The following is a 26391-nucleotide window of genomic DNA, read 5'->3' as shown; positions in this document are numbered from 1 at the left end:
TCCGTCCGTTTTTCCCCCGTACGTTTTCTCGGTTCCCGGACATGATGTCCGACCGAGAGGCTACGGTATGCACCCACAAGGTGACATGCAGCAACGCCGGGAGAGACCTTGAGCGTTCCGTACGAGACGGCACCGTACAAGCCACCCGAGTCGCCCGAGTCTCCGGAGGAGCACCTCGCGCGGCTCCTCGGTCGCGCCCTGAACTCCTTCGAGCTGCCCGACGAGACGATCGGACGGCTCGACTGGGCGCTGGTGTACGACAGTTCACTGCACTCCGCGCACCACAGCGCCGGGCTGTACCGGGAGACGTACCGGCACACCTGGCTGCTCGCGGACGGCTCGGCGGTCACCCTGTGGGAGCTGGTCCACAACACGGGGCCCGGCGGCCTGCTCGAGCACGAGGTGTACGTGGACGAGGAGGAGCTGCGGACCGCCACCGCACGGCTGCCCCTGCCGCCGGACGCGCCCGACTTCGAACTGCCCGTACGGGTGGAGCAGTCGCGGATCCCCGAGCCCCGGCACGCCTACGTACCCGACGACTCGGCGGACCACTCGCGCCGGCTGCTGCGCCGTGCGGAGAACGCGGACCGGCCGGGCTCGGACCTGGCGGCGTTACTTCTGCACTCGGCGTTAGCCCACCAGATCACCCAGGTCTTCGGGCGCCCGTCACCGGCCGCTCGCACGGGGCTGCGCTTCTCGCTCTACGAGCACGCGTTCCTGCTGCGCGACGGCCGCGAGCTGTCCCTGTGGGAGGTCGAGCACACCGCGACCCCGAACGGACGGCACATGTGCGAGGTCTACACGACCGAGGAGGCCGCGCGGGAGGCGATGGAGCGCCGCGCGGCGACGCTCGGCTGAGGCCGCGCGGCCAGGGCCTAGGGCGTGTTGCGAAAGTCCCGTCTGCCCCGCGACGCCTGGCACGGCGCCTCGCCGCGTTGTCGGGATCGCCCGCGTACGCCCAGTACGCGGACGACCCTCCGCCTTGCGATGCACCGCACCAGACGCCGCGGGCCCCGCCCTTCGGGCGGACGACGCCACTTTCGCAACACGCCCTAGGAGGTCTCGCCGAACCGCCGTACCAGGACCGCGAAAGCGTCCCGTTCGGCCGGGGTGAGCTCCACCGACTCCCACGGCGGTGCCCCCCGCCGCTGGGCGGGCAGGGACCGCAGCGTGCCGCCGTGCTGCCGGGCCGCACTCTCGAGACGGTCGTGCCGGATGCGGATCACGCCGAGCGCCCACACGGCGCTCGCCAGCGCGAAGACGACCGCGGTGACCAGTTGGAGGATCGACAGGTGCGCGGACATGTCTCCAGTACACACCACACTCACGGACTTCGGCCCCGGATCGTGACGCATCTCGCAGGTGCGGCGAGTGAGACGAACGGGGCACGGGCGCCCGAAACGGGGCGGCCCCGGTCCGGGGCGACCCCGTAACGGGGCGCGCGGGCGCGGGCGCCGGACCTGCGCCGGCCGCGGGCTCCCGCCACCGGGCCCGCGGCCCACGCGTGTTGGGCGGCTGGGCCCGTCGGGCGCCCGTCGGGCGGTGCCCGGCCGGGCTCGCGCGCAACGCGACCGCCGGGCGCCACCGGCCCCCTGCCCGGGCCCGGGCCCGGGCCCTCAGGGCACGAGCTCCGGCTCCTCGGCGGTCTGCGCCTCCGGTCCGGGTGCGGCCCCGGCCCCCGTCACCGTCTCGGTCGCGTCCTCCGCCTCGGTCGCGTCCTCCGCCTCCGCGCCCTCCACATGCTGCGCCGGGCGCTTCGGCAGGGCGAACATCAGCAGGAAGATCACCGCCATCACCGCCGCGACCCAGCCCAGCGCGTGCTGGAAGGCGTGCACGAAGGCCGGGCCCACCTGCGTCGGGGTCAGCCGGTCGTCGATCTCACCGAAGAAGACCACGGACACCAGGCCGAGGCCCAGTGCGTTGCCCATCTGCTGCACGGTGTTGATCAGACCCGACGCCGAGCCCGAGTGCTCCCGCGGCACCTCGGACAGAACGGCGTCCGTCAGCGGCGCCACGATCAGGCCCATGCCCACGCCCATCACGACCAGCGGCAGCGCCATCTGCCAGGAGGCGATGGACAGTCCGTAGCGATGGGCCTCCGCGGTGTAGAGGAGGACACCCGCCGCCATCACCAGGGCGCCGGCCTGGAGCACCTTGCGGCCGAACCGCGGGACCAGCTTCTGCACGGACATCCCGGCCGCCGTCGAGACCGCGAGGGAGAAGGGCACCCCGGTCAGGCCGGCCCGCAGCGCGCTCCAGCCGAGGCCGATCTGCATGTACAGGGTCCACACCAGGAAGAAGACGCCGAGGCCGACCCCGAACACCGTCTGCACCGCGATGCCCGCCGCGAAGCTCTTGACCCGGAAGAGGGACAGCTCGACGAGCGGGGACCCGTCGCGGGCCGCCTTCCTCCTCTCGTACGCCACCAGCGCGGCGCAGACGACGAGCGAGCCCGCCATCGACGCGTACCCCCACAGCGGCCAGCCCAGCTCACGGCCTCGGGTGAGCGGGTAGAGCAGCATCAGCAGGCCGAGTGTGACCAGGGCGACGCCGACGAGGTCCAGCCGCAGGGCCCGCGGGGCCTTCGACTCCATGATGAAGCGGCGCCCCAGCAGGAGGGCCCCGATGCCGACCGGCAGATTGATCAGGAAGATGGGCCGCCACTCCAGCCCGAACAGGTTCCACTCGGTGAGCAGGGCGCCGAGCAGCGGCCCGGAGACGGCACCCAGCCCGACGATCGCGCCGAACAGCCCGAAGACCTTGCCCCGTTCGTGCGCCGGGAAGGTGGCGTGCACGATCGACAGCACCTGCGGCACCATCATCGCGGCCATCGCGCCCTGCAGGATCCGCGCGGCGACCAGCATCTCCGGGTTCGCGGCGAATCCGCACAGCGCGGAGGCGACGGCGAAGCCGCTGACCCCGAGGAGGAAGAGGCGCTTGCGGCCGTGGATGTCGCCGAGTCGGCCGCCGGTGATGAGCCCGGCGGCGAAGGCCAGCGCATAGCCCGCGGTGATCCACTGGATCTGACTGAACGAGGCGCCCGCGTCCCGCTGGATCGAGGGGATCGCGATGTTGACGATCGTGACATCGACGAGGTCCATGAAGGCCGCGGTCATCACGATGGCGAGGGCGAACCAGCGGCGGCGGTCGCCCGCGCCCGTTTCGCCCGCGCCGGCCGCGGCGCTGAGTGTGCTCTCGGTGGAAGGCATGGCCCGACGCTAGATCCTCATTAGGTCAGATCATGTCCTAGTGGCGCGGCATCATCGATCTCATGACGACGGACACTCCGGCCCGGCTCCTTCACCTGCTCTCCCTGCTCCAGACCCCGCGCGAGTGGCCCGGCAGGGAACTCGCCGACCGGCTCGGGGTGTCCCGGCGCACGGTCCGCCGGGACATCGACCGCCTGCGCGAACTGGGGTACCCGGTGCAGGCCACCAAGGGCGCCGACGGCGGCTACCGCCTCGTCGCAGGGAAGGCCATGCCGCCGCTCGTGCTCGACGACGAGGAGGCCGTGGCGATCGCGGTCGGCCTGCGCGCCGGTGCCGGGCACGCGGTCGAGGGCATGGACGAGGCGTCGGTGCGGGCCCTGGCCAAGCTGGAGCAGGTGCTGCCGGGCCGGCTGCGCCGTCGCGTGGCCGTACTCCAGGCCGCCACCACGCCGCTGACGAGCGGCGACGGGGCGAGCATCGCGCCCGAGACACTGACCGTGATGGCCTCGACGATCGCGGGCCACGAGCGGCTGCGGTTCGCCTACCGCGCCAAGGACGGAACGCCGTCACGGCGCCTGACGGAGCCGTACCGGCTGGTGTCGACGGGCCTGCGCTGGTATCTCGTCGCCTACGACCTGGGCCGTGAGGACTGGCGTACCTTCCGGGTCGACCGGGTCGCCGAGCCGCTGGCGACGGGAGCGCGGTTCACGCCGCGGGAACTGCCGACGGGCAGTGCGGCGGAGTACCTGCGGCAGTCGATGGACCACAACCGGAGCCAGGAGACGTACACGTTCGAGGCGACGTTCGCCTCGTCGGCGGAGTCGGTCGCGGCGCGTCTGCCCCGGTGGGTCGGCACGCCCGAGCCGCTCGGCGACGACGGCTGCCGGCTGACCGGCGACACGAGCGCCCCGGTGGAATGGCTGGCGGTGCGGCTGGCCATGACGGGCTACGACTTCAGGGTGCACGGGCCGGCCGAACTGGTGGCGTACACGAGGGACTTGGGAGCGAGGCTGACGCGGGCGGCGGACGAACGCCAGGCGTGAGCGGCCGCGCCGGCCGCGGACGCTCAGCCGTTCTCCGGGCCGGGGTGGCTGTCCCAGTCGAAGTCCCGCAGGGCGTCCAGGTTGCGCAGGGCATGGCCGACGAGTCCGTGGGGACCGGTGGGCGGCTCGTCGCCCGCGGCCCAGCTCTCCACGGCCACGCGGATGGCGGCGCCTGCGACGGCGGCGGCGAAGCGCAGGGCCGGGGTGACGCCGACGGACGCCTCACCCCCGGAGCGCGCCCGTGCCGCCGGGCCGGCCGCCACCCGCTCCGCGAGGACCTGCGCCAGTTCCTCTTCCGCCGTCCGGCCGATCTCGGCCCAGACCTTGGTGAGCGCGGGGTCGGTGTGGACCAGGCGCATGAGGGTGCGCACCCACTCCAGGGACGCCGCGGACATGCCCGTGCCGAGAGCGAGGGTGTGGACCGCCGCGTGCCGCAGCGCCTCTCCGACGGCGAAGTCGGCGGGGGCGTCGCGGACGGCCTGCGCCCACCGGTGGGCGCCCTCGGTGAACAGCGGGGCGAGCGCCTCCTCCTTGGTCGCGAAGTAGCGGTAGAACGTGCGCGGGGCGACCCCGGAGGCGCGGGCGATGTCCTCGGCCCGGGTGGCCCGCGGACCGTTCGCGATGAAGAGCCGCGCGGCGGCCCGGGCGATCTCCATCCGGGTCTCCGCCTTGCGCCGCTCGGTCAGGGATGCGCCCCGCCCGCCCGTGGGCGCGCCTTCGGAGGCCTGCGTCGTACGGCCGGACGGCGTCCCGCCCGCACGTTTGGTACCGGTCACGGACGGCAGGTTATGCCGCTGTGGCACAATCTGCCATCCGGGTCGCCCCGGGGTTCAGGTCCGGGGCGGCCCCGCGGAGCGGCCCTGCGCGGAAACGGGCGGGCCAAGGCCCGATCGGGCGTGCGTCGTGCGGCACACCGGCGCGTGGGCGCGCGCACGCCGATGGGCACAGGAGAGCCGGGCCCCGGCGCCAGGGGGGAGTGGCGCCGGAGCCCGGCTCGGGAGAGTCCCGCCGCCGGGGGGAGTGCGTCGGGACTCGGCTTGGGGGGCACGGACCGGGGATCGGCCCGTACCGGAGGAACCTGGAGGTCTTGTGCCCCGGGTCCGGGGCGTTGAAGCGACGGAACAGCGCCAACTACGGCGGCGGGAACGCGCCTGTCGGACACGTGGTCCCGCCGGCCGCGCGGCGGCCCTCACGCCGCCGCGTCGAACCCCGTGCTGCGGGCCAGCTTCTTCAGCTCCAGCAGCGCGTGCTTCTCGATCTGCCGGATCCGCTCGCGCGTCAGGCCGTGCTCCTTGCCGACCTCCGTCAGCGTGCGCTCCCGGCCGTCCTCGATGCCGTACCGCATCTTGATGATGGAGGCGGTGCGCTGGTCGAGCCGGCCGATCAGGTCGTCCAGCTCCTCACTGCGCAGCAGCGTGAGCACCGACTGCTCCGGGGACACCGCCGAGGTGTCCTCGAGCAGGTCGCCGAACTGCGTCTCGCCCTCGTCGTCCACCGACATGTTCAGCGAGACCGGGTCGCGCGCCCAGTCGAGCACGTCGTTGACACGGTCCGGGGTCGAGTCCAGCTCGGCCGCGATCTCGGCCGGCTCGGGGTCCCGGCCGTTCTCCCGGTTGAACTCGCGCTGGACCCGCCGGATCCGGCCCAGCTCCTCCACGAGGTGGACGGGCAGCCGGATGGTCCGGGACTGATCGGCGATCGACCGGGTGATGGCCTGACGGATCCACCAGGTCGCGTACGTCGAGAACTTGAAGCCCTTGCGGTAGTCGAACTTCTCGACGGCACGGACCAGGCCGGCGTTGCCCTCCTGGATCAGGTCGAGCAGCGGGAGGCCGCTGCGCGGATAGCGGCGCGCCACGGCGACGACCAGCCGGAGGTTCGAACGGATGAATATGTCCTTGGCCCGCTCCCCCTCGGCGACCAGGGCCTCAAGCTCCTCACGGGTGGCATCCGCCTTGGCCTTCTCCTCGCCGTCGAGGATATGCTGCGCGAACACACCCGCCTCGATGATCTGGGAGAGCTCGACTTCCCTGGCGGCGTCGAGCAGCGGTGTGCGCGCGATCTCGTCGAGGTACATGCCGACCAGGTCGCGATCGGCGAGCTCGCCGCCATGGGCGCGGACACTGTGTGCCGCGTCGACGGCCTCGCTTTCGGCGGCCCGGCGACGGGCGACGGCACGGGTTGCCATGCGTGCTCCCTTGCGGATGAGGGTCCCCCCGCTCGAGCGGTCTCGAGAGTGGGGAGGGCTGGCGGTGGTCGTGGATGCTTCAGTCACCCTTCCGGGTGCCCGGCATCCGATGGGAACAACGACTGCAATCCGGACAGAATTCCCAACCCGACCCTCATTTTTTCTGATCATGCAGTACCCTGTCCCGCCACCGGGGGGCAGAGCGCCGCCGGAACGCTCAGAGGCGCAGGTCGGACGGGGGGTCACCGTCGGCGCCGCGCCCTTCGCATCTCCGGAGCGGCGCCCCCCGATTGCTCTCCCACCCGAAAGACGGCCCGTACCGGCCGATGGTTGCCATGGATGCGGGTCCGCCGCTCATCCGAACTGCACCGACCTCTTCGCCAGGCCCATCCAGAACCCGTCGATCACCGACCTGTGCGTGTCCAGCTCCCCCGTCGCGTCCGCCGCGCCCAGCGTGACGAACAGCGGGGCGAAGTGCTCCGTGCGGGGGTGGGCCAGGCGGCCCGCCGGGGAGCGGTGGGCGAAGTCGAGGAGGGCGTCCACGTCCGCGGCCTCGAGTGCGCGGTGGCCCCAGTCGTCGAACTCCGCCGACCAGCCCGGTATTCCCCCGCCCGTGTGGCGCAGCGCCGCCAGGTTGTGGGTGAAGAAGCCGGAGCCGATGATCAGGACGCCCTCCTCGCGCAGCGGGGCCAGCCTGCGGCCGATCTCCAGCAGCCGGACCGGGTCGAGGGTCGGCAGGGAGACCTGCAGCACCGGGATGTCGGCCTCGGGGTACATCTCGGCGAGCGGGACGTAGGCACCGTGGTCCAGGCCGCGGTCCGGGACGTCCTGGACGGGGGTTGCGGGGGCGCGCAGCAGTTTCCTCACGGACGCGGCGAGCGCGGGGGCGCCGGGGGCCGCGTACCGCACCCGGTAGTAGTGCTCGGGGAAGCCCCAGAAGTCGTGGACGAGCGGGACCGTCTCCACCGCGCCGATCGCGAGGGGGGCCTCCTCCCAGTGCGCCGAGACCATGAGGACGGCCTTCGGGCGCGGCAGGGCCGCGGACCAGGCGGCGAGCTGCCCGGGCCAGACCGGGTCGTCGGCCAGCGGGGGCGCGCCATGGCTCAGATAGAGGGCGGGCATGCGCTCGGACGCGGTGCGTTCCTCGGTGGCGGCGGACATGGCGGCGGCCTCCTTCTTTTATTGAAACATCAAGCTCTTCCGCAGACCTTATCGCCGACTTGTTTAAGTTTCAAGGAGAAGCCTCGTACAGTGGACCGCATGAAGACGGCAACCGCTGAGGACACACGCTGGCTCACCGACGAGGAGCAGCGCATCTGGCGTGCGTACATGCACGCGGCCACCCTTCTCGAGGACCACCTCGACCGCCAGCTGCAGCGCGACGCGGGCATGCCGCACGTGTACTACGGGCTGCTCGTCCAACTCGCCGAGGCCCCCGGGCGGAGGCTGCGGATGACCGAGCTGGCCATGCAGGCGAAGATCACGCGCTCCCGGCTCTCGCACGCGGTCGCCCGTCTGGAGAAGAGCGGCTGGGTACGGCGCGAGGAGTGCCCGTCCGACAAGCGCGGGCAGCTCGCGGTCCTCACGGACGAGGGCCAGGAGGTGCTGGCGCGCACCGCACCGGGGCATGTGGCGGCCGTCCGCCAGGCGCTCTTCGGCCGGCTCACGCCCGAACAGCAGCAGTCGCTCGGCGAGATCATGACGATCGTCGCGGAGGGGTTGCAGCCCCAGGGCGCCGGCGCGGACCTGCCCTGGCTGCGCTGAGCACCCGCCGGCCTCCGGCCCGGGGCCCGCCGACTCCGCCCGCACCGGCCCGGGTCCCGCGGACTCCGCCCGCACCGGCCCGGTCCCGCCGACTCCGCCCACTCCGGCCCGGGTCCCGCCGACTCCGCCCACTCCGGCCCGGGTCCCGCCGACTCCGCCCACTCCGGCCCGGGTCCCGCCGACTCCGCCCGCACCGGCCCGCCTCCCGTAGCCCCGCGGCCCAGCCGTCCGCCGCCGGGGGCTCTTCGGGCGGGCCGCAGAGCGGGTCCGCCCCGGCCCCGACGGATCGCGGAGCCGGGGCGGACCCGGAGGCGCACGGACGAGGCGTCCCGGCCCTCGTCCCTGTGCGACGTCCTGATCCGACGGGCGGGTACCCCTGCGGGCTGCTCGGTCAGTGCGCGACCACCGGCACCTGCACCTCGTCCTCGGCGCCCTCGGCCGCGCCCTTGCCCACGGCCGGCCCGACATCCGGGCTTCCGGCGTTCACGAAGGTCAGGGCGATCGTCGCGGCGATCACGAGGATGCCGACGGCGAACCAGATCGCGTTCGTGTAGCCGTGCACCATGCCCTCCAGCTGGACCAGCTTCTGCTGGGGCCCGGAGGCGGCGGTGGCGATGTGGTCCTTGACGTAGGACGCGGTCGCCGAGGCGGCGATGGTGTTCAGCAGGGCCGTGCCGATCGCGCCGCCCACCTGCTGCGAGGTGTTGACCATCGCGGAGGCGACACCGGCGTCCCGCGGCTGCACGCCGAGCGTGGCCAGGGACATCGCCGGCATGAACGCGGTGCCCATGCCGAGGCCGAGCAGGAGCTGGGCCGGCAGCAGCAGCCCCGCGTACGAGGAGCCGACCTCCATCTGGGTCAGCAGCAGCATGCCGGCGGCGGCGACCAGGAAGCCGGGCCCCATCAGGGTCCGCGGCGGGACCCGGGTCATCAGCCGCGCCCCGATCTGGGTGGAGCCCATGATCATGCCCGCGATCATCGGCAGGAAGGCGAAGCCGGTCTTCACGGGCGAGTAGCCCTTGACGACCTGCAGGTAGTAGGTCAGGAAGAGGAACAGGCCGAACATCGCGATGATCGCGAGGCCGAGGGAGAGGTAGACACCGCCGCGGTTGCGCTCGGTGACCACGCGCAGCGGCAGCAGCGGGGCCTTGACCTTGGACTCGACGAAGGCGAAGGCGGCGAGCAGCACGGCCGAAGCCACGAACAGCGAGACGGTCACGGCGTCGCTCCAGCCGTCGGACTCGGCGCGCGTGAAGCCGTACACCAGCGAGACCAGACCGAGGGTGGACAGGACGACACCCGGGATGTCCAGCGGCGAGCGGTTGCGGCCGCCCTCCGGCTCACGGATGACGAAGTACGCGCCGGCCGCCGCGACGATCGCGAACGGGATGTTGACGAAGAACGTCCAGCGCCAGTCCAGGTACTTGGTGAGGAAACCGCCGAGGACCAGGCCGACGGCACCGCCACCACCGGCGATCGCGCCGTAGATGCCGAACGCCTTGGCGCGTTCCTTGGCGTCCGTGAACATCACGGCGAGCAGCGACAGCGCGGCGGGCGCCAGCATGGCGCCGAACACGCCCTGCAGCGCGCGGGCGCCGAACATCATCGCCCCGCTCTGGGCCGCGCCGCCCAGCGCGGAGGCCGCGGCGAAGCCGGCCAGCCCGACGACGAAGGCGCGCTTGCGGCCCCACAGGTCGGCGATGCGCCCGCCGAACAGCAGCAGGCCGCCGAAGGCGAGGGCGTAGGCCGTGACGACCCACTGACGGTTGCCGTCCGATATGCCCAGGTCCTGCTGCGCGGACGGCAGCGCGATGTTCACGATGGTCGCGTCGAGGACGACCATCAGCTGGGCGAGCGCGATGAAGACGAGCGCCTTCCAGCGATTGGCGTCGGGAGCGGAAGCGTCGGGGACGCTTCGGGCTGTTTGAGACATGGAGGTACCCACTTCGGGACTTCGTGACGAAAAGAGAGAAGGGAGTGTCGGAAAAAGAGGACAGGGATGCCGGCGACAGGGCGTCGGAAAGGACGGCGCGTCGACGGTGACGGCCGGATCGTGTGTCGTCGGTGGAGACGGTCGAGGCTCGCGAAACTAATCGCTCAGGACTGGCGCAGATCCTCCATGGTCACGGCCGAGCCCGGCAGCGCGGAGCGGGCCGGGGCCCGCAGTCCGTCCAGGAACAGCTGAAGATGACGGTGTACGAAACGGTCGGCACTGAGGCATCCGGTACCGGCCGGAGGGCGGCTGAGCTGGGCCGCGGCGACCATCAGGTCACCGACACCGACGTCGGTGCGCAGCTGTCCGGCCGCCATGGCACGGTCCATGAGTTCCTGGACGAGCTGCTCGCACCGCCGGCGCGCGGCCTCCAGGTCCGGGTGGCACTTGTCGAACGTACTGGCGACCATCGGGCACAGCGCGCTGATCCGCTCGTCGGCGGCGGCGTGCACGAAGCGCGAGAGGGCCTCGAAGGCGTCGCCGGTCTCGGCGAGCGCCCGTTCGGCCTCCTCGGACATGCGGTCCATGACGGAGCAGACGACCTCGCGGACGAGCGCGTCGCGGTCGGGGAAGTTGCGGTACACCGTGGCGTTGCCCACGCCGGCCCGGCGGGCGATCTCGTCGAGCGGCACGTCGGGGCCGAACTCCACGAACATCTCCCGGGCGGCGGTGACGATCCGCTCCCGGTTGCGCAGGGCGTCGGCACGCGGCCGGGCCGCTCGGCGCTGCACGGGGGACGCGGTCTGCACGGCGTACTCCTCGGGGTGGACTGAATGCGATCCGGGGATCGATTCCCCGTTTCGCTCGGACACCCTGCTAAACGGGGAATCGGTCCCCGGTTATTTCCCGTCCGTGCCGACCATTCCTGTGACCTGCATCACATAGGACGACCGGGGTGCCCGCGTCCCGTCCCACGCCTGCCCGCCGCACCCTTCACCCCTTCCGGGCCCGAGGACCCCTCGTTCGGTCCGCTTCAGCGCGCGTCCCCGCACCCCGCGACTCAGGGTGATCGCAAGGGCGCAGCCGGAGACGGGGGCTGCCGTGGAGCGAAGGGCACCGCATGCAGCCGTCGAGCCGCCGGATACGCCCCCGCCGCGTGGCCACGCTCGCCTCGGTCTCCGCCCTCACGCTCGCGGTCGCCGGCTCGGCCACCACCCTGCACCAGGCGGTGCCCGCCGCCCCGGCCCGTTCCCCGGCGCTGCGTCCCTGCATGATCCACGGCCGCGTCGGGGTCCAGATGTCGGAGGGCGTCCCGACCTCCTCCGGCTACGCCCGCGCCACCGGCATCGTGCGCGCCGTCAACCTGATGGTCGACTTCTCCGACGCGCCCGGGCGGGGCAGCGCACTGGGCCGCCTCGCGGAGTTCTTCCCGCAGACCCGGCGGTGGTTCGCCATCAGCTCCTACGGCCGGCTCGACTACCGCCCCGAGGCCCCGGTCCGCCACTGGCTGCGCATGCCGAAGCCGTTCAAGGCGTACGGGATAGCACGCGGCGCCCCCTTCGACCCCGGCTACCGCCAACTGGTCCAGGACATCGTGGCGGCCGCCGATCCCGAGGTGGACTTCCGGCGCTACCAGCTGGTGAACGTGCTGTTCACCCCCAACGCCGGCCCGCCCGCCCTGGACACGGTCCTGTCGGTGACGTTCGCCGACAACGGCGGGGCGCCCGTCGCCGACGGCGTGCCGGTCGCCAACGCGTCCTTCATCTACAGCCGCCAGGACGACGGCTCCGGCTCCTGGGCCCGGACCGGCTACCGGGTCCTGCCGCACGAGAACGGGCATGTCTTCGGCCTGCCCGACCTCTACACCCAGGAGGGCGGGGGCGCGGTCGGGCACTGGGACATCATGAGCGAGGACTGGGGCGCCGACAACGACCTGCTCGCCTGGCACAAGTGGAAGCTCGGCTGGCTCGACGACTCCCAGGTCGGCTGCGTGACCACGCGCGGCACCGCCGAGTACACGCTGACCCCGCTGGCCCGCACCGGGGGCCGCAAGCTGGTCTTCATACCGATCGGCCCCACCAGTGGATACGCCCTCGAACTGCGCACCCGCGGCGGCAACGACGCGTCGGTGTGCCGGCCCGGCGTCCTCGTCTACCGGGTCGACGCCGGCGTCGAGTCCGGCAACGGCCCCGTCACGGTCCGCGACTCCCGGCGCGAGAGCGGCGGCTGCACCCGCAGCCCGAACGTCCACCCCGAACTGTCCGACGCCCCGTTCACCCCCGGGGAGACCTTCGAGGACCCTTCCGCGGGGGTCGCCGTCAGTGTCGTCGCACGGGACCCGTCCGGCGACTACCGGGTCCACGTGACCCGGCGGTGACGGCCACCGGGCCGCGGGGTCGGTCCACGTGACCGGACGGGTGACGGCCACCGGGCCGCACGGTCACGGCCGCACGGCCACGGCCGCACACTCACGGCCGCACGGTGACGCGTGGTGACGTGACGCGTGGTGACGTGACGCGACGTACGGCGTGGGCGAACGCGGCGTGCGCGCCCGGCCCGGCATTACGGTGACCCCATGGCCCCCAACGTCACGCCGGCACCGGACACCGTCGCACCCGCCGACGCCGTCGCCCCCCTGGTGCGCGGGCTCACCGTGCTGCGGCGGCTCACCGAGGCCGACGGCAGCTGCAGCCTCAGCGCCCTGGAGCGGGCCAGCGGGCTCGCCCGGTCCACGGTGGACCGGATCACGGGGACGCTCGCGCGCATGGGGTACCTCCGGCTCGACGGCCGGGACGCCGTGCTCGCCCCGCGACTGATGGACCTGGGCAACGCGTACCTGGCGGCGCTGCGGCTGCCGACGCTGCTGGACCCGCACGCGGACGCGCTCGCCGACGAGTTGGACGAGTCGGTGTCGCTCGCGGTGGCCGACCGCGACGGCATCCGCTTCATCCACCAGGCGACCCGGCGCCGCGCGATGTCGCTGAGCTTCCGCATCGGCGATCTGCTGCCCGCCGAGCGGACCGCCCCCGGGCCGCTGTTCGCCACCGAGTGGGACGACGCGGACTGGGCGCGGTGGCGCGCACGGCGGGCCGCGGATCCCGAGGACCGCGGCTTCCCGGCGGTGCCCGCGCGCAGCCGCCCGCCCGGCGGAGCCGACGACGGCCTCGTGGACGGAGACTTCCCGGAGCGTACGGCGCGGGCGCGGGTGCAGGGGTGGGCGCTGGACGACCAGTTGATCGAGCCGGGCCTGGTGGCGCTGTCCCTGCCGGTGCGGGAGGCGGGCGGCCGGATCGCCTGTGTGGTCAGTGTGGTGAGCCACACCAGCCGGCACTCGGCGGACGACCTGCGCTCGACGCTGCTGCCGCGGCTGCGCACGGCGGTGGCGGGGATGGAGCGGGAACTGCGGGAGGCGCCGCCCGCCGTGCCCGCGGTCCCGTCGTCCGGGCTCGCGGCCTGGACGGGGCCGTCCAAGCAGGAGCTGGGGCGGGAGTTCGTGGAGTCGCTGGCCCGCGGACTGACGGTGATCACCTCGTTCGGTGAGGGGCGTTCGGAGCTGACGCTGAGTGAGGTGGCCGAGGCGACGGGGCTGGCGAGGGCGACGGCCCGGCGGGCGCTGATCACGCTGGAGCATCTCGGGTACGTCACCTCGCAGGGCCGTGCCTTCCGGCTCACCCCGCGCGTGCTGGGTCTCGGCTACCCGCCGCTGTCCCGGGCGACGCTGTCGGACATCGCCGTCCCGCATCTGACCGCGCTGTCGCAACTCCTGCACGAATCGGCCTCGTTGGGGGTGCCGGCGGGTGACGACGACGTCCAGGTGACCGCGCGGGTGGCCCCGAGCCGCATCATGAGCGTCGACGTCAGGGTCGGCACGCGTCTGCCGGCGCACGAGACGTCCCTGGGCCGGGTGATCCTGGCGGACCTGCCCGAGCCGCCGCTGCCCGGGCGGGCCTCGCCGCGGGCGTCGGCGGACCGGGACCCGGACGGGTCGAGGGCCGTGCTCGAGCAGGTGCGGCGGGAGGGTTACGCCTTGATCGACGGGGAGTTGGAGGAGGGACTGCGGTCGATCGCGGTCCCGGTGCGGGAGCGCGGGGGCCGGGTGGTGGCGGCGGTGAACGTCGCCCTGCACAGCAGCCGCCGCACGGTCCAGCAGTGCCTCACCGAGGTGCTGCCGGAGCTGCGGGCGACGGCGGCGCGGATCGAGGCGGACCTGCGGGCGGCCGGGCGGTTCAGGACGGTGCCGAGCGGCTGACGTGCCCGCGCCGTTCCCGGACAGGCCGACGCCCGAGCCTCGGGGGTGGCTCGGGCGTCGGCTGGAGGCCCTGAAGGCGGCACCGGGTACGGGGGATCCCGGGGGCCCGTCGGGCGTGGTTCAGTGGCTCGCTTCGGCGAGCCGGTTCGGGCCCGCGTCCGCATCGGTCTGCGGCTCCGTGTCGGCGGTGGCGCCCTTCCCGCCGTCCCGCATCAGGAAGACCGCGAGGACGGCGGCGCCCACGACACCGGCGGCTCCGGCCAGGAAGCTCGCCGACATCGCGCTGGTGAACGCCTCGTGGGCGGCGCCGACCAGTGCCTTGTCACCGGTGGAGCCGGCCACGGCGAGCGCGTCGCCGATCGAGTGGCGGGCGGCCTCGGGGGCGCCGGCCGGCATGTGACCGGTGAAGGTGCTGGAGAGGACGGCGCCGAGGACGGCGACGCCGAGCGCGGCACCGGCCTGCTGGACGGTGTCGTTGAGCGCGGACCCCACACCGGCGTGCTCGTCCGGGATGGCGCCCATCATGGCGGCCATGGCGGCCGGCATCGCCAGCCCGCTGCCCGCGCCCATCAGGCACATCGACGCGGCCAGCAGGCCCCAGCCGCTGTCGGTGGTCATCTGGGACAGCAGCCCGAACCCGGAGGCGATGACCAGCAGGCCCACAACCGCCATGACCCGGTTGCCGGTCCTCGGCAGCAGTGCGGCGCCGACGCTGTTGAACGCGAGGGTCGCGACCGCCAGCGGGGTGAAGGCGAGACCGGTCTCGGTGGCGCTGTAGTCGAGGACGAACTGCAGGTACTGGGTGAGCACCAGCATCAGGCCGCCGTTGGCGAGGGTCAGCAGCACGAGCGAGAAGCTGGCGCCGGTGAAGACGCGGTTGCGGAACAGGGACAGCGGGACCATCGGGGACGCGCAGCGGGTCTCCCAGAGGCCGAAGGCGACCAGGCTGACGACGGTCACGGCGAGCGAGACCTGTGTGCCGCGGTCGTCCAGGCCGCCCTTGGGGAACTCGATGATGGTCCAGATCAGGGCGGTCATGCCGACCATGGACAGGAGCATCCCGAGCGGGTCGGCCTTGCGCCACGGGCCCTTGGACTCGGGCATCAGGGTCAGCGCCGCGAGGATCGCCAGGGCCGCGATCGGGATGTTGATCAGGAAGACGACACCCCACCAGAAGTGCGCGAGCAGCGCGCCACCGAGGACCGGGCCGCCGACCAGGCCGACCATCGCGACCGCGCTCCAGGCGGCGATCGCCCTGGGCCGCTCCTCGTCGTCGAAGACGGTGATCAGGATGGACAGCGTGCTCGGCATCACGAGGGCGCCGCCGACACCCATCAGGACCCGGCCCAGGATCAGGGCCTCGGGCGTGGTGGCCTTCATGGCCACCACGGAGGCCGCCCCGAACAGCGCGAGCCCTATGACCATCGTCCTGCGGCGGCCGAACTTGTCGGAGAGGCTTCCGGAGGTCAGCAGCAGCCCGGCGAAGACCAGCATGTACGAGTCGAGGATCCACTGGAGGTCCTGGGCACTCGCCTTGAGGTCCTCGGCGATCGTCGGGATCGCCACGGTGAGGACCATGTTGTCGATGACCAGCACGAGTGTGCTGAGGCACAACACGATCAGGATGAGCCAGCGGCGCGGGTGACGATCCATTTCAAACCTTTCGGGACGGGGTGAGCCCGGCGGCCGGTGGCGGCCGACAGGAAGTCGGGGCTGCGGATCTCAATACAAAACCAACTGCGCGGTTTTTTCTAGCCTTTCCGAACGCAAGAGCCGAGCAGTTGAACACGCCGTGCGCTCCGAAGAACACGGTACGCGGCTGCGTACACCGTGCGCAAGCCGGAACGACGTATCAACTCGCGTACGTCGTACGGACGAGGGGCGGACGGCCGGCGCTCGCGCACGGCGAGGGGCCCGGACCGCCGGTGCGGTCCGGGCCCCGGGAGGGAGCACGTCAGTGTGCGGCGCACGCCTCCGTGAGCACGGCGGGCAACCGCTCGAGGAGCGTCTCCAGTTCGCCGTCCGTGACGTTGAGCGGCGGTGCGAGCCGGACGACGTCCGGCTGGGCCGCGTTCACCAGCAGCCCGGCGTCCTGCGCCGCCTGCTGGACCCGGGCGGCGGCCGGCTCGGTGAGTACCACGCCAAGCAGCAGCCCGGCGCCGCGCACCCGGTCCACCAGCGGGTGCGCGAGCGAGTCGATGCCGTGGCGCAGCCGCTCCCCCGCCCGCTTGACGTGGTCGAGCAGGCCGTCGCGCTCGATGGTGTCCAGGACCGCGAGGGCGGCCGCGCAGGCGATCGGGTTGCCACCGAAGGTGGAGCCGTGGCTGCCGGGCCTCAGCAGGCCGGCGGCCTCGCCGAAGGCCAGGGTGGCGCCGATGGGCAGGCCGCCGCCGAGCCCCTTGGCCAGGGTGACGACATCGGCCTCGACGCCCTCGGCCTGGGCGGCGAACCAGTGCCCGGTGCGGCCGATACCGGTCTGCACCTCGTCCAGCACCAGCAGCGCGCCGGTGGCGGCGGTGATCTCGCGGGCGGCGCGGAGGTAGCCGGGCGGCGGGACGACGACGCCGTTCTCGCCCTGGACCGGTTCCAGGACGACCAGGGCGGTGCGCCGCGTGACCGCGCGGCGCAGCGCCCCGGCGTCGCCGTACGGGACGAAGGTGACGTCGCCGGGCAGCGGCCGGAACGGGTCGCGCTTGGCGGGCTGGCCGGTCAGGGCGAGGGCGCCCGTGGTGCGGCCGTGGAAGCCGCCGACCGTGGAGACGACATGGGTACGCCGGGTGAGCCGGCCGATCTTGAACGCGGCCTCGTTGGCCTCGGCACCGGAGTTGGCGAAGTACACCCGCCCGGCGCGGCCGGAGAGTTCGAGCAGGCGCTCGGCGAGGGCGACGGCCGGTTCGGCGACGAAGAGGTTGGAGACATGGCCGAGGCGGGCGAGCTGCCCGGAGACCGCCTGCACGATCGCGGGGTGTGCGTGGCCGAGGGAGTTGACCGCGATGCCGCCGAGGAAGTCGAGGTACTCCTTGCCGTCGGCGTCCCGGACGCGGGTGCCCCGGCCGGACACCAGGGGCAGCCGGGGGGTGCCGTAGTTGTCCATCATGGCGCCCTGCCAGCGGCGGGTGAGTTCCGCGTTGCCCCCCGCAGGGGTGTCGCCGGTGGTGCCCGGTCCGCCGTTCACGCCGCCGCTCCTTCGCAGGGCCGCTCGCCGGGCCGCTCGTCGGGCCGCTCGTCGGGCACGACCGTGGTGCCGATGCCGTCGTCGCCGAAGACCTCCAGGAGCACCGAGTGGCGCACCCGGCCGTCGATCACCCGGGCCGTGCCCACCCCTTCGTTGACGGCGTCCAGGCAGCCGCGCATCTTGGGGATCATGCCGCTGGACAGGCTGGGCAGCAGCTTCTCCAGCTCGCCGGCGGTGAGGCGGGGGATGACGTCGTGGCTGTGCGGCCAGTTCGCGTACAGACCGGCCACGTCCGTGAGGATCAGCAGCATCTCGGCGCCGAGCGCGGCGGCGAGGGCCGCGGCGGCGGTGTCGGCGTTGACGTTGAACACGCCCCCCGCGGCCGCGTCCTTGGCGTCGTCGCTGCGGGCGACGGACGAGACGACCGGGATCCGCCCGCAGTCCAGGAGATCCCGGACGACCCCGGTGTCGACGCGGGCGATCTCGCCGACCCGCCCGATGTCCACGGGACGGCCGTCGACCTCGGCGTAGCGCTTGGCGGCGGTCATCAGCCGGGCGTCCTCACCGGTGATCCCGACGGCGTGCGGTCCGTGCTCGTTGAGGAGGCCCACCAGCTCGCGCTGCACCTGACCGGCCAGCACCATCCGTACGACGTCCATCGTCTCGTCGGTGGTGACCCGCAGGCCGGCGGCGAACTGCGAGGTCAGGCCGAGGCGTTGGAGCTGCCTGCTGATCTGCGGGCCACCGCCGTGCACGACCACCGGCCGCAGGCCGGCGTGCTTCAGGAAGAGGATGTCCTGCGCGAAGGCGGCCTTGAGGTCGTCGTCGACCATGGCGTTGCCGCCGAACTTGACGACCACGGTCCGGCCCCGGTACCGCACCAGCCAGGGCAGGGCCTCGACGAGGGCGTCCGCCCGGGACGGTGCCGGGCGCGCGCGTCCGGCGGCCGGGACGGTGGGGTCGGGGTCGGGGTCGGGGTCCGCGGCGGTGAGAAGGGTCGGCAGGCTCATGAGGCGTACTCGCTGTTCTCGTGGACGTACTCGGCGGTGAGGTCGTTGGCCCAGACGACGGCGGACGCGCCGCCCGCGTTGAGATCGGCGGTGATACGGACCTCCCTGCCCCTCATGTCCACCAGGCCGCGGTCCTCGCCGACACAGCCGCCCTTGCAGACCCAGACCCCGTTGATCGCGACGTTCACCTGCTCGGGTTCGAAGGCGGCCCGCGTGGTGCCGATGGCGGACAGGACACGGCCCCAGTTGGGGTCCTCGCCGTGGACGGCGCACTTGAGGAGGTTGTTGCGGGCGATGGTGCGGCCGACCTCGACGGCGTCGTCCTCGCTCGCGGCGCCGGTGACCTCGATGCGGATGTCCTTGGTGGATCCCTCGGCGTCACCGATGAGCTGACGGGCGAGGTCGGCGCACACGGTCCGTACGGCCTCGGCGAACACGGCCTCGTCGGGAGTGACGCCGGCGGCGCCGGAGGCGAGCAGCAGAACGGTGTCGTTGGTGGACATGCAGCCGTCGGAGTCGACGCGGTCGAAAGTCGTCCGGGTGGCGGCGCGCAGCGCCCGGTCGAGGGCCGCGGCGTCCAGGTCGGCGTCGGTGGTGAGGACGACGAGCATGGTGGCCAGGCCCGGCGCGAGCATGCCCGCTCCCTTGGCCATGCCGCCCACGGTCCAGCCCTCCCCGTGGTGCACGGACTGCTTGTGCACGGTGTCGGTGGTCTTGATGGCGACGGCGGCCGACTCGCCACCGCGTGGGGAGCGTTCGGCGACGGCGCGCTCGACGCCGGCGAGCAGCCGGTCCACCGGCAGCTGGACGCCGATGAGTCCGGTGGAGCAGACGGCGGTCTCGGCGACCGGGTGGCCGAGCAGTCCCGCGGCCTTCTGGGCGGTGGCGTACACCGTCTCGTAGCCCTGCGGCCCGGTGCAGGCGTTGGCGCCGCCGGAGTTGAGGACGACCGAGCGGACGGTGCCCCCCTTCAGGACCTGCTGGGACCACTGCACGGGAGCGGCCTTGACGCGGTTGGCGGTGAAGACGCCCGCGGCGGCCGCCCGGGGGCCCTCGTTGACGACGAGGGCGAGGTCCGGGCCGCCGTTCTGTTTGATGCCGGCGGCGAGGCCCGCCGCCGTGAATCCCCTTGCTGCTGTGACGCTCATGGCGCGACTCCGATCGTGGTGAGTCCGGTGGTCTCGTCGAGACCCAGGGCGATGTTCATGCTCTGCACCGCGCCGCCCGCGGTGCCCTTCGTCAGGTTGTCGATGGCGCTGACGGCGACGATCCGGCGGGCGGCCCCGTCGAGGGCGACCTGGATGTGTGCGGCGTTGGAGCCGTACACGGCGGCGGTGCTCGGCCATCGGCCCTCGGGCAGCAGCCGCGCGAACGGCTCGTCGGCGAGGGCCTTCTCGTACGCGGCCCGTACGTCCTCGGCGGTGACGCCGGGCCGGGCCTTGGCGGAGCAGGTGGCGAGGATGCCGCGGGGCATCGGCGCCAGGGTGGGGGTGAAGGAGACGCAGACCGTCTCCCCGGCCGCGGCGCTGAGGTTCTGCGCCATCTCGGGGGTGTGCCGGTGGACGCCGCCGACCCCGTACGGGGACATCGAGCCCATGACCTCGCTGCCCAGCAGGTGCGGCTTGGGCGCCTTGCCGGCCCCGGAGGTGCCGGAGGCCGCGACGACGACGGCCTCCGGCTCGGCGAGGCGTGCCGCGTACGCCGGAAAGAGCGCGAGCGACGCGGCGGTGGGGTAGCAGCCGGGCACCGCGATGCGCGTGGCCTTCTGCAACGCGGGGCGGCGGCCCGGCAGTTCGGGGAGGCCGTAGGGCCAGGTGCCGGCGTGCGGCGAACCGTAGAACGTCTCCCAGGCGGTGGCGTCCTCGAGGCGGAAGTCCGCCCCGCAGTCCACGACGAGGACGTCCGGGCCGAGCTCCTCGGCCACGGCGGCCGACCGGCCGTGCGGCAGGGCGAGGAACACGACGTCGTGCCCGGCGAGCGCCTCGGGGGTGGTGGCCACCAGCTCGCGCTCGGTGAGCGGGCCCAGGTGCGGCTGCAGCGAGCCGAGCCGCTGCCCCGCGTTCGCGTTCCCGGTGAGCGTTCCGATCTCCACCCCGGGGTGCCCGAGCAGGAGGCGCAGAAGCTCTCCTCCGGCGTATCCACTGGCCCCGGCCACTGCGGCTCGCACTGTCATGGTCCCCTCCTGATCGACGCATCGACTGTCCCGGAGGAGGGGGGTCCCTTCAATGGGATTAGTCATGTCCACGTCAACAACGCAGGCGCTGAAAGGCCCCGCCCGGCATTCCGGACGGGGCCCGTGACCTGCGGCTCATCCGCCGCCGTAGAGCGCCTCCACATGATCGAAGCCCTCGGCGCGGAGACCCGGGGTCGCGTCGATCGCCTGCGCGTACTGCTCCCGCACGATCTCCTCGGGCACCCGGCACCGAGGCGGGCGCCGCGCGTTGCGCTCCAGACAGAGTTCCAGCGGGGTGGTCATCACGAAGACCGCGGCGGGTATCGCGTACCGCTCCGCCATCTCCAGGAACCTGGCCCGCACGGCCGGGTCCGTACTGGCGTCGGCGTCGACGACCGTCGTCAGACCGCGCGCCAGCCGGCCTTCCAGGATCGTGCCGAGCGCGTACACGGCCTCCTCGGTGGCACCGGGGTCTACGGCGTCGTCGCAGATCATCTGGCGCAGGGCCGACAGCTCCAGCACGCTGCCGGCCGGCCATTCGGCGGCCACCGTGCTCTTGCCGCTGCCGGCCGCGCCCAGCAGCACGACCAGGACGGGGCCGGGGAGGGAGGTGTCGGACACGGGTCGTCTCCTTGGTGAGGGAAAGGTGTCGGGCGCGGGCCCCGGATGCGCACGGTGACGGACCGTGCGAGCACCGTGAGCGGGTGGCGCCTGCACGGTTGTACCGCACGACCCCCCGTGACGTGCACCGACCAGGCGCCCGCGGCGGGGCCACTGGCGGAAAACCGACGGGCGGGCGCCCGCCCCGCCGGGCGCAGCGAAAGGCGCCCGGACGGCCGCAAGCCGTCCGGGCGCCTCTGCCCGGGGATGACGCCGCGCGCTCAGAACCTGACGGGCAGGCCCCGCAGATGACGGCCCTCCCCCGGCAGGTCGAAGTACTCCAGCTCGTCCCGGGCCACGCCCAGCGCCGTACCGCTGTTGCGGATCAGGATCTCGTGCAGCGCCACCTCCGCCTCGACCCGGGCCAGGGCCGCGCCGATGCAGTAGTGCGCGCTGTGGCCGAGGGCGACGTGCCCCACGCCGGGGCCGAGTTCACGGGTCACGTCGAGGGCCTCGGGCGCCCGGAACTCGTCCGGATCGTGGTTCGCGGCCAGCAGCGCGCTGGTGACGGCCTCGCCCTTGCCTACGGGCATGCCGGCGAACTCCAGGTCCTCGGTCGCGTACAGCGGGGCGCCCATCGGAACGGGCGAGGTGAAGCGCAGCAGTTCGGGCACGGCACGCGGCAGCAGCTCCGGCTCGGCGCGCAGGCGGGCCAGCTGGTCGGGGTGGTCGAGCAGGGCGAGCACGGCGGAGGCGATGAACAGCGCGGGCGGGGTGATGCCCGTGTTGATCAGCAGCAGGATCAGGGCGACCATCTCGGTCTCCGTCAGCCCGTCCGGGTCGTCCTCACCGGAGGTGATCCAGCCTGAGACCAGGTCGTCGCGGCGCTCCGCGCGGCGGCGGGCGATGAGGTCCTTGGAGTGCTCGACCATGTTCCGCAGGGCCGGGATGACCAGGTCGAGGTCGCCGGAGGCGTACTCGCGGATCCAGCGGCGCATGTCCGGCACGTCCGCGTCGTCGATGCCGATGAGCGCGCAGATGACGGTCGACGCCAGCGGGTAGCCGACGTCCTCCAGCAGTTCCGCCTCCTTGCGCGCGGCCAGCGGCTCGATCAGGCCCCGGGTGATCTCCTCGATGCGCGGGCGCAGCGCGTTGATGCGGCGTGCGGTGAACGACTTGGTGACGAGGTTCCGCAGCCGGGTGTGCTCCGCGCCGTCCGAAAGGACCATGATCCCGAGGTAGTCGCGGTACTCCGCCGGGAGCCCGTACGCCTCGATCATCTGCTCGGCGATGCTCGGTCCGTCCGTGGCGAAGCCCGGGATCCCGGCCTGGTCGCGCACGAAGCGTGGGTCGGCCAGCGCCGCCCTGGCGTCCTCGAACCGGGTGATCAGCCACACCGGTGTCTCCACTCCGGGCAGGGTGACCCGCACCAGCGGGGCCTGGCGGCGCAGCTCGGTGTAGCCGCGTACCGGATCGCTCACCAGCTCCGACGTCAGCCGGACGAGCGACTCCGACTCCATGGTGGTCATGTGGGGTTCTCCTTAGCGCACGGGATCTCGGCATCCGTCTGCCTCTGTGCGCCACAGTGGCGTCGCGATCCGGCCGTCACAAGGCCGCTCGACTGCCGTGCCTGATCCGGGAAAACGCCTCTGACCAGCGGGGACATCCCCTGCCGTAATGCCGTGACGGACGGAACCTGGACAGTTGAACGTCGGCCGAAGGACCCCGTACACGCGTGCGCGCCCGCCCCCGGATGAGGGGCGGGCGCGCACGTCCGGAGCCGGCGTGCGGGTGGCGCCGGCGTCCTGGTCGGCCGGCTCAGGGGCGCAGTTCCTGCGTGCAGCACTTCACGCTGCCGCCGCCCTTGAGCAGTTCGGACAGATCGACGCCGATCGGGTGGAAGCCGCGCTCCGCCAGCCGCCGCGCCAGGTTCTGGGCGGCCTCGGGCAGCACGACGTTCAGACCGTCACTGACGGCGTTCAGGCCCAGCAGCCGCGCGTCGTCGGCGTCGACGAGCAGGGCGTCCGGGAACAGCCGGGCGAGGACCTCGCGACTGCCCGGGCTGAACGCCTGCGGGTAGTACATGACGTCGTCGCCGTCGAGGACGCACAGGGCGGTGTCCAGGTGGTAGAAGCGGGGATCGACCAGCTCCAGACCGACCACCGGACGTCCGAAGAACTCCTGTGCCTCCTGGTGGCCTTCGGAGGAGCAGCGGAAGCCGCGGCCCGCCAGGATCCAGCTGTCGGTGACCGCGAAGTCCCCCTCTCCCTCGTTGACGTACCGCGGTTCGAGCACCTCCTCGTAGCCGTGAGCCCGGTACCAGTCCCGGTGCGCCGGTGCCTCGGCGACGCGCTCGGCGTGGGCGAACCGCGCGCCGAGCACCCTGCCGTCGACGACCGTGGCGCCGTTGGCCGCGAAGACCATGTCCGGCAGGCCCGGCACCGGGTCGAGCAGGTCGACCCGGTGCCCGAGCGAGCGGTAGAGGCCGACCAGCGACTCCCACTGCAGGACCGCGAGATCGGTGTCGACCGGCTTGGCCGGGTCCATCCAGGGGTTGATCACGTACTGGACGTCGAAGTACTCGGGGCGGCACATCAGGTAGTGGCGGGCCTGGGCGGACCGCTCGCGGGCCGGTACGGGACTCATGTCTTCTCCTAGTGGGGGAAGGCGGGGGTCAGGCCGCCATGGCCTCGCGCAGGCTCCTGGGCCGCATGTCGGTCCAGTGCTGCTCTATGTAGTCCAGGCACGGCCGGCGGCCGTCCTCTCCGAACGCGACCCGCCAGCCGGCGGGGACCTCGGTGAACGTGGGCCAGAGCGAGTACTGCTCCTCGTCGTTCACCAGGACGTAGAACCGGCCGTCGGTGTCGTCGAACGGGTTGGTGGTCATGGGAACTCCAATCTGGTCGGGACGCCCCGGCGCGGGCTCCGCCCGCACCGCGGGGCAGTCCACGGGTGGGGTCACGCCGTGCTGTACTGCCGGTTCGTCCTCCTCTCCGCGATCGAGTCGGCGATCTCACCGCTCCGTACGGCGATGTTGGAGAGCAGCGAGGAGGCGAGTCCGTGGGTGTGTTCGGTGCCGCCCTGCAGGTAGATCCCGCAGTGCACGTCCGGTCCGGTCGCGAGACGGTAGTCCCGCTCGACCCGGAACCGGCCCTGCTCGTCGCGCAGGCAGTGCGGCTCCAGTTCGCCGAGCAGCTCGCTCGGCTCCATGGAGTCGTAGCCGGTCGCGCACACCAGCGCGTCGACGTCGAGGTCGGACGTCTCGTCGCTGCGCAGGGAGTTCAGGGTGAGCCGCACCGTGCCGCCGGTCTGCTTCGCGCTGTCGACCTTCGACAGGTTCACGAACTCCAGCCGGGGGGTGCCGCGCACCTCGTCGTCGTACGCGCGCTGGTGGAGGTCGCGGATGACCTCGTCGTCGACGACGCCGTAGTTGGTGTTCCGGTGGTAGCGCCACACGGCGTCCTTCGACCGCTCCCCGCCGTGGTAGTAGTCGTCCACGGCGGAGGCGTCGAAGATCCGGTTGGCGAACGGGGTGTCGTCCGCGATGGAGTAGCCGTAGGACGGCATGATCGCGAAGACGGTGGCGCCGGGGACCGAGTCGTAGACGAAGCGGACGATCTCGGCGGCGCTCTGTCCGGCGCCCACGACGGCGACCCTCTTGACCGCCCGGTGGTCGAGTGTGCGGAACCTCTCCAGGAATTCCGAGCTGTGCCATATTCGCGTGTCGCGATCGATGCCGGCCGGCATCCGTGGCACGAGTCCGGTCGACACCACGAGGTTGCGGGCCCTGACGGTACGGACACCGCCGCGCGGTGTGGTGTCGCGGACCTCGACCTCGACGTGGCCGGCCGGGCCGCCGTCGCGGGGCAGCCGTACCGAGGTGACCTCGGAGCTGTAGCTGACGCGGTCGGAGAAGCTCGACTCCGCCCATTCCAGGTAGTCGTGGAACTCCTGCCGGGTCGGAAAGAAGTCCTGGTTGTTGACGAACTGGGCGAGCCGGCCGGCGGCGTGCAGGTAGTTGACGAAGCTGAACTGCGAGGCCGGGTTGCGGAAGGTGGCCAGGTCCTTGAGGAAGGAGATCTGCATCTTCGCGGACGGCAGCAGCATGTTGCGGTGCCAGCCGAGCGCGGGCTGCTTCTCGAAGAACGCGGCCGATATCGGCTGTCCGTCGCGCCTGCCCTCGTGCTCCTCCAGGGCGATGGCGAGGGACAGGTTGGAGGGGCCGAATCCGATGCCGACGACCTCGTACGCGTCGCTGAGCTGTTCCATGCGAATCTCCCGCCTTCCGGGCTGTCGATGGCTGTCGATGGCTGTCGTGGGGCTGTCACTTGCGGGTGGGACGGGGAGTCTTCGGATCAGACGGCGTGCGGGCAGCCGCCGCCCGGCGGGGGCAGCCGGGCCATGAGCCGGGCCGCCTCCCGGTGCCGGGTGGAGTCGCGGTCCGCGAAGGACCGGCGCACGCGCTCCCGGACCTCGGGGTCCTGCTCCTGGCTGAGCTTGAACATCCCTTCCGCGCCGGTCACGTCGACGCGGAAGGCACCCACCGCGGGCAGGATCTTGCGGAAGTAGTCGACGGACTCGGACATGTCCCAGTCGGCGCCGAAGTCGCCCTCGAAGGCGCGGACGGTGGAGCGGACCAGCTCCAGCGACTCCTCGCCCGCCTCCTCCGGTTCGATCCGGTGGAGCACGCCGTGGACGTGGACGGAGGTGAAGTCCCAGGTCGGCGCGGCCGGCGTGGTCTCGTAGACGGTCGGGGAGACATAGGCGTGCGGCCCGGTGAAGGTCAGCAGCACCACGGCGCCGTCGTCCAGGGCCCTCCAGTGCGGGTTGGCCCGGTTCATGTGGCCGAGGAGCCGGCCGCCGGAGAGGTCCTCGGACCACTCCCCGGTCGTCGTCGGGTCCTGGATGACCGGCAGGTGGGTGGCCCAGGGTCCCTGCGCCTCGGGGCCGTTGGTCGTCATCAGCGCCAGCGGGTTGCCGCGCAGGACGTCCAGCATCCAGGAGGTCTCGGGTGTTCGGTAGGGGGCGGGGACGAACATGTCGGATG

At 72.7% G+C, this 26391-nt stretch carries 23 protein-coding genes; 5 read left to right on the top strand and 18 right to left on the bottom strand.

Translation table 11 applies throughout. From position 1 onward, the window contains the following. The first annotated feature begins 108 nt into the window (after nt 1–108). Entirely contained in the window at nt 109–858 is a 750-nt protein-coding gene (locus ACFYMU_RS20200; protein ID WP_388374662.1) for a DUF6227 family protein, read from the top strand. A 194-nt stretch (nt 859–1052) separates the two neighbouring features. Here the strand turns inward: ACFYMU_RS20200 and ACFYMU_RS20195 are convergent, their stop codons facing one another. Next, a complete protein-coding gene (locus tag ACFYMU_RS20195) occupies nt 1053–1304 on the bottom strand; it encodes a hypothetical protein (RefSeq protein ID WP_388374659.1) in 252 nt (83 codons plus the stop codon). Between the two features lie 312 nt (nt 1305–1616). Then, nucleotides 1617–3209: an MFS transporter gene (locus ACFYMU_RS20190; RefSeq protein WP_388374656.1), complete on the bottom strand. Its 1593-nt coding sequence runs from the start codon at nt 3207–3209 to the stop codon at nt 1617–1619. Between the two features lie 62 nt (nt 3210–3271). On the opposite strand from ACFYMU_RS20190, the gene ACFYMU_RS20185 reads away from it, so the two are divergent. After that, entirely contained in the window at nt 3272–4252 is a 981-nt protein-coding gene (locus ACFYMU_RS20185) for a helix-turn-helix transcriptional regulator (protein WP_388374654.1), read from the top strand. Between the two features lie 23 nt (nt 4253–4275). Here the strand turns inward: ACFYMU_RS20185 and ACFYMU_RS20180 are convergent, their stop codons facing one another. The 3 genes from ACFYMU_RS20180 to ACFYMU_RS20170 all read right to left on the bottom strand — a co-directional run bounded on the left by ACFYMU_RS20180 (nt 4276) and on the right by ACFYMU_RS20170 (nt 7601). Beyond that, entirely contained in the window at nt 4276–4908 is a 633-nt protein-coding gene (locus ACFYMU_RS20180) for a TetR/AcrR family transcriptional regulator (protein ID WP_388375160.1), read from the bottom strand. Nucleotides 4909–5441: 533 nt separating this feature from the next. Continuing rightward, nucleotides 5442–6440, bottom strand: a complete 999-nt coding sequence (locus ACFYMU_RS20175; RefSeq protein ID WP_388374652.1) for an RNA polymerase sigma factor RpoD/SigA — start codon at nt 6438–6440, stop codon at nt 5442–5444. Between the two features lie 354 nt (nt 6441–6794). Next, the gene (locus tag ACFYMU_RS20170) at nt 6795–7601 is read right to left on the bottom strand and encodes a dioxygenase (protein ID WP_388374649.1); all 807 of its coding nucleotides are present in this window, start codon (nt 7599–7601) and stop codon (nt 6795–6797) included. 99 nt (nt 7602–7700) lie between these two features. Here ACFYMU_RS20170 and ACFYMU_RS20165 point away from each other — a divergent pair, with 99 nt between their 5' ends. Further along, the gene (locus tag ACFYMU_RS20165) at nt 7701–8204 is read left to right on the top strand and encodes a MarR family winged helix-turn-helix transcriptional regulator (RefSeq protein WP_388374646.1); all 504 of its coding nucleotides are present in this window, start codon (nt 7701–7703) and stop codon (nt 8202–8204) included. 391 nt (nt 8205–8595) lie between these two features. Here ACFYMU_RS20165 and ACFYMU_RS20160 read toward each other — a convergent pair whose 3' ends face one another. After that, nucleotides 8596–10137, bottom strand: coding sequence for an MFS transporter (locus ACFYMU_RS20160; protein ID WP_388374643.1), 1542 nt, complete (start codon nt 10135–10137; stop codon nt 8596–8598). Between the two features lie 164 nt (nt 10138–10301). Then, nucleotides 10302–10946: a TetR/AcrR family transcriptional regulator gene (locus tag ACFYMU_RS20155; RefSeq protein WP_388374640.1), complete on the bottom strand. Its 645-nt coding sequence runs from the start codon at nt 10944–10946 to the stop codon at nt 10302–10304. A gap of 311 nt (nt 10947–11257) precedes the next feature. On the opposite strand from ACFYMU_RS20155, the gene ACFYMU_RS20150 reads away from it, so the two are divergent. Beyond that, nucleotides 11258–12514 carry a M6 family metalloprotease domain-containing protein gene (locus ACFYMU_RS20150; RefSeq protein ID WP_388374638.1) on the top strand — a complete coding sequence of 419 codons (1257 nt, stop codon included), beginning with the start codon at nt 11258–11260 and terminating at the stop codon, nt 12512–12514. A 198-nt stretch (nt 12515–12712) separates the two neighbouring features. Continuing rightward, nucleotides 12713–14386: an IclR family transcriptional regulator C-terminal domain-containing protein gene (locus tag ACFYMU_RS20145; RefSeq protein WP_388374637.1), complete on the top strand. Its 1674-nt coding sequence runs from the start codon at nt 12713–12715 to the stop codon at nt 14384–14386. A 120-nt stretch (nt 14387–14506) separates the two neighbouring features. Here the strand turns inward: ACFYMU_RS20145 and ACFYMU_RS20140 are convergent, their stop codons facing one another. From ACFYMU_RS20140 to ACFYMU_RS20090, 11 genes are all read right to left on the bottom strand, one after another. Beyond that, on the bottom strand, nt 14507–16039 hold the full coding sequence (locus ACFYMU_RS20140) for an MFS transporter (RefSeq protein ID WP_388374635.1): 1533 nt from the start codon (nt 16037–16039) through the stop codon (nt 14507–14509). Between the two features lie 301 nt (nt 16040–16340). Beyond that, on the bottom strand, nt 16341–17561 hold the full coding sequence (locus ACFYMU_RS20135; protein ID WP_388374633.1) for an acetylornithine transaminase: 1221 nt from the start codon (nt 17559–17561) through the stop codon (nt 16341–16343). After that, nucleotides 17558–18571, bottom strand: a complete 1014-nt coding sequence (gene argB / locus ACFYMU_RS20130; RefSeq protein WP_388374631.1) for an acetylglutamate kinase — start codon at nt 18569–18571, stop codon at nt 17558–17560. The genes ACFYMU_RS20135 and argB overlap by 4 nt, the downstream gene beginning before the upstream one ends. Continuing rightward, complete coding sequence (gene argJ, locus ACFYMU_RS20125; protein WP_388374629.1) at nt 18568–19719, bottom strand: bifunctional glutamate N-acetyltransferase/amino-acid acetyltransferase ArgJ; 1152 nt, start codon at nt 19717–19719, stop codon at nt 18568–18570. The genes argB and argJ overlap by 4 nt, the downstream gene beginning before the upstream one ends. Next, entirely contained in the window at nt 19716–20744 is a 1029-nt protein-coding gene (argC, locus tag ACFYMU_RS20120) for an N-acetyl-gamma-glutamyl-phosphate reductase (protein ID WP_388374627.1), read from the bottom strand. Before argC ends, argJ begins: the two co-directional genes overlap by 4 nt. A gap of 135 nt (nt 20745–20879) precedes the next feature. Then, a complete protein-coding gene (locus ACFYMU_RS20115) occupies nt 20880–21365 on the bottom strand; it encodes an AAA family ATPase (protein WP_388374625.1) in 486 nt (161 codons plus the stop codon). Nucleotides 21366–21625: 260 nt separating this feature from the next. Beyond that, nucleotides 21626–22873, bottom strand: a complete 1248-nt coding sequence (locus ACFYMU_RS20110; RefSeq protein ID WP_388374623.1) for a cytochrome P450 — start codon at nt 22871–22873, stop codon at nt 21626–21628. Nucleotides 22874–23162: 289 nt separating this feature from the next. Further along, nucleotides 23163–23990: a dimethylargininase gene (gene ddaH / locus ACFYMU_RS20105; protein WP_388374621.1), complete on the bottom strand. Its 828-nt coding sequence runs from the start codon at nt 23988–23990 to the stop codon at nt 23163–23165. A 28-nt stretch (nt 23991–24018) separates the two neighbouring features. Then, a complete protein-coding gene (locus ACFYMU_RS20100) occupies nt 24019–24231 on the bottom strand; it encodes an MbtH family protein (RefSeq protein ID WP_388374619.1) in 213 nt (70 codons plus the stop codon). A 71-nt stretch (nt 24232–24302) separates the two neighbouring features. After that, nucleotides 24303–25613, bottom strand: a complete 1311-nt coding sequence (locus ACFYMU_RS20095; RefSeq protein ID WP_388374617.1) for a lysine N(6)-hydroxylase/L-ornithine N(5)-oxygenase family protein — start codon at nt 25611–25613, stop codon at nt 24303–24305. An 86-nt stretch (nt 25614–25699) separates the two neighbouring features. Beyond that, nucleotides 25700–26383, bottom strand: a complete 684-nt coding sequence (locus ACFYMU_RS20090) for an FMN-binding negative transcriptional regulator (protein ID WP_388374615.1) — start codon at nt 26381–26383, stop codon at nt 25700–25702. Nucleotides 26384–26391 lie beyond the last annotated feature (8 nt).

Source organism: Streptomyces sp. NPDC007264 (assembly GCF_042869095.1).
In the GTDB taxonomy this organism is placed as follows: Bacteria; Actinomycetota; Actinomycetes; order Streptomycetales; family Streptomycetaceae; genus Streptomyces.
Note: the sequence above shows the minus strand (reverse complement) of the source record. Positions and strands in the feature narration are given on the sequence as shown.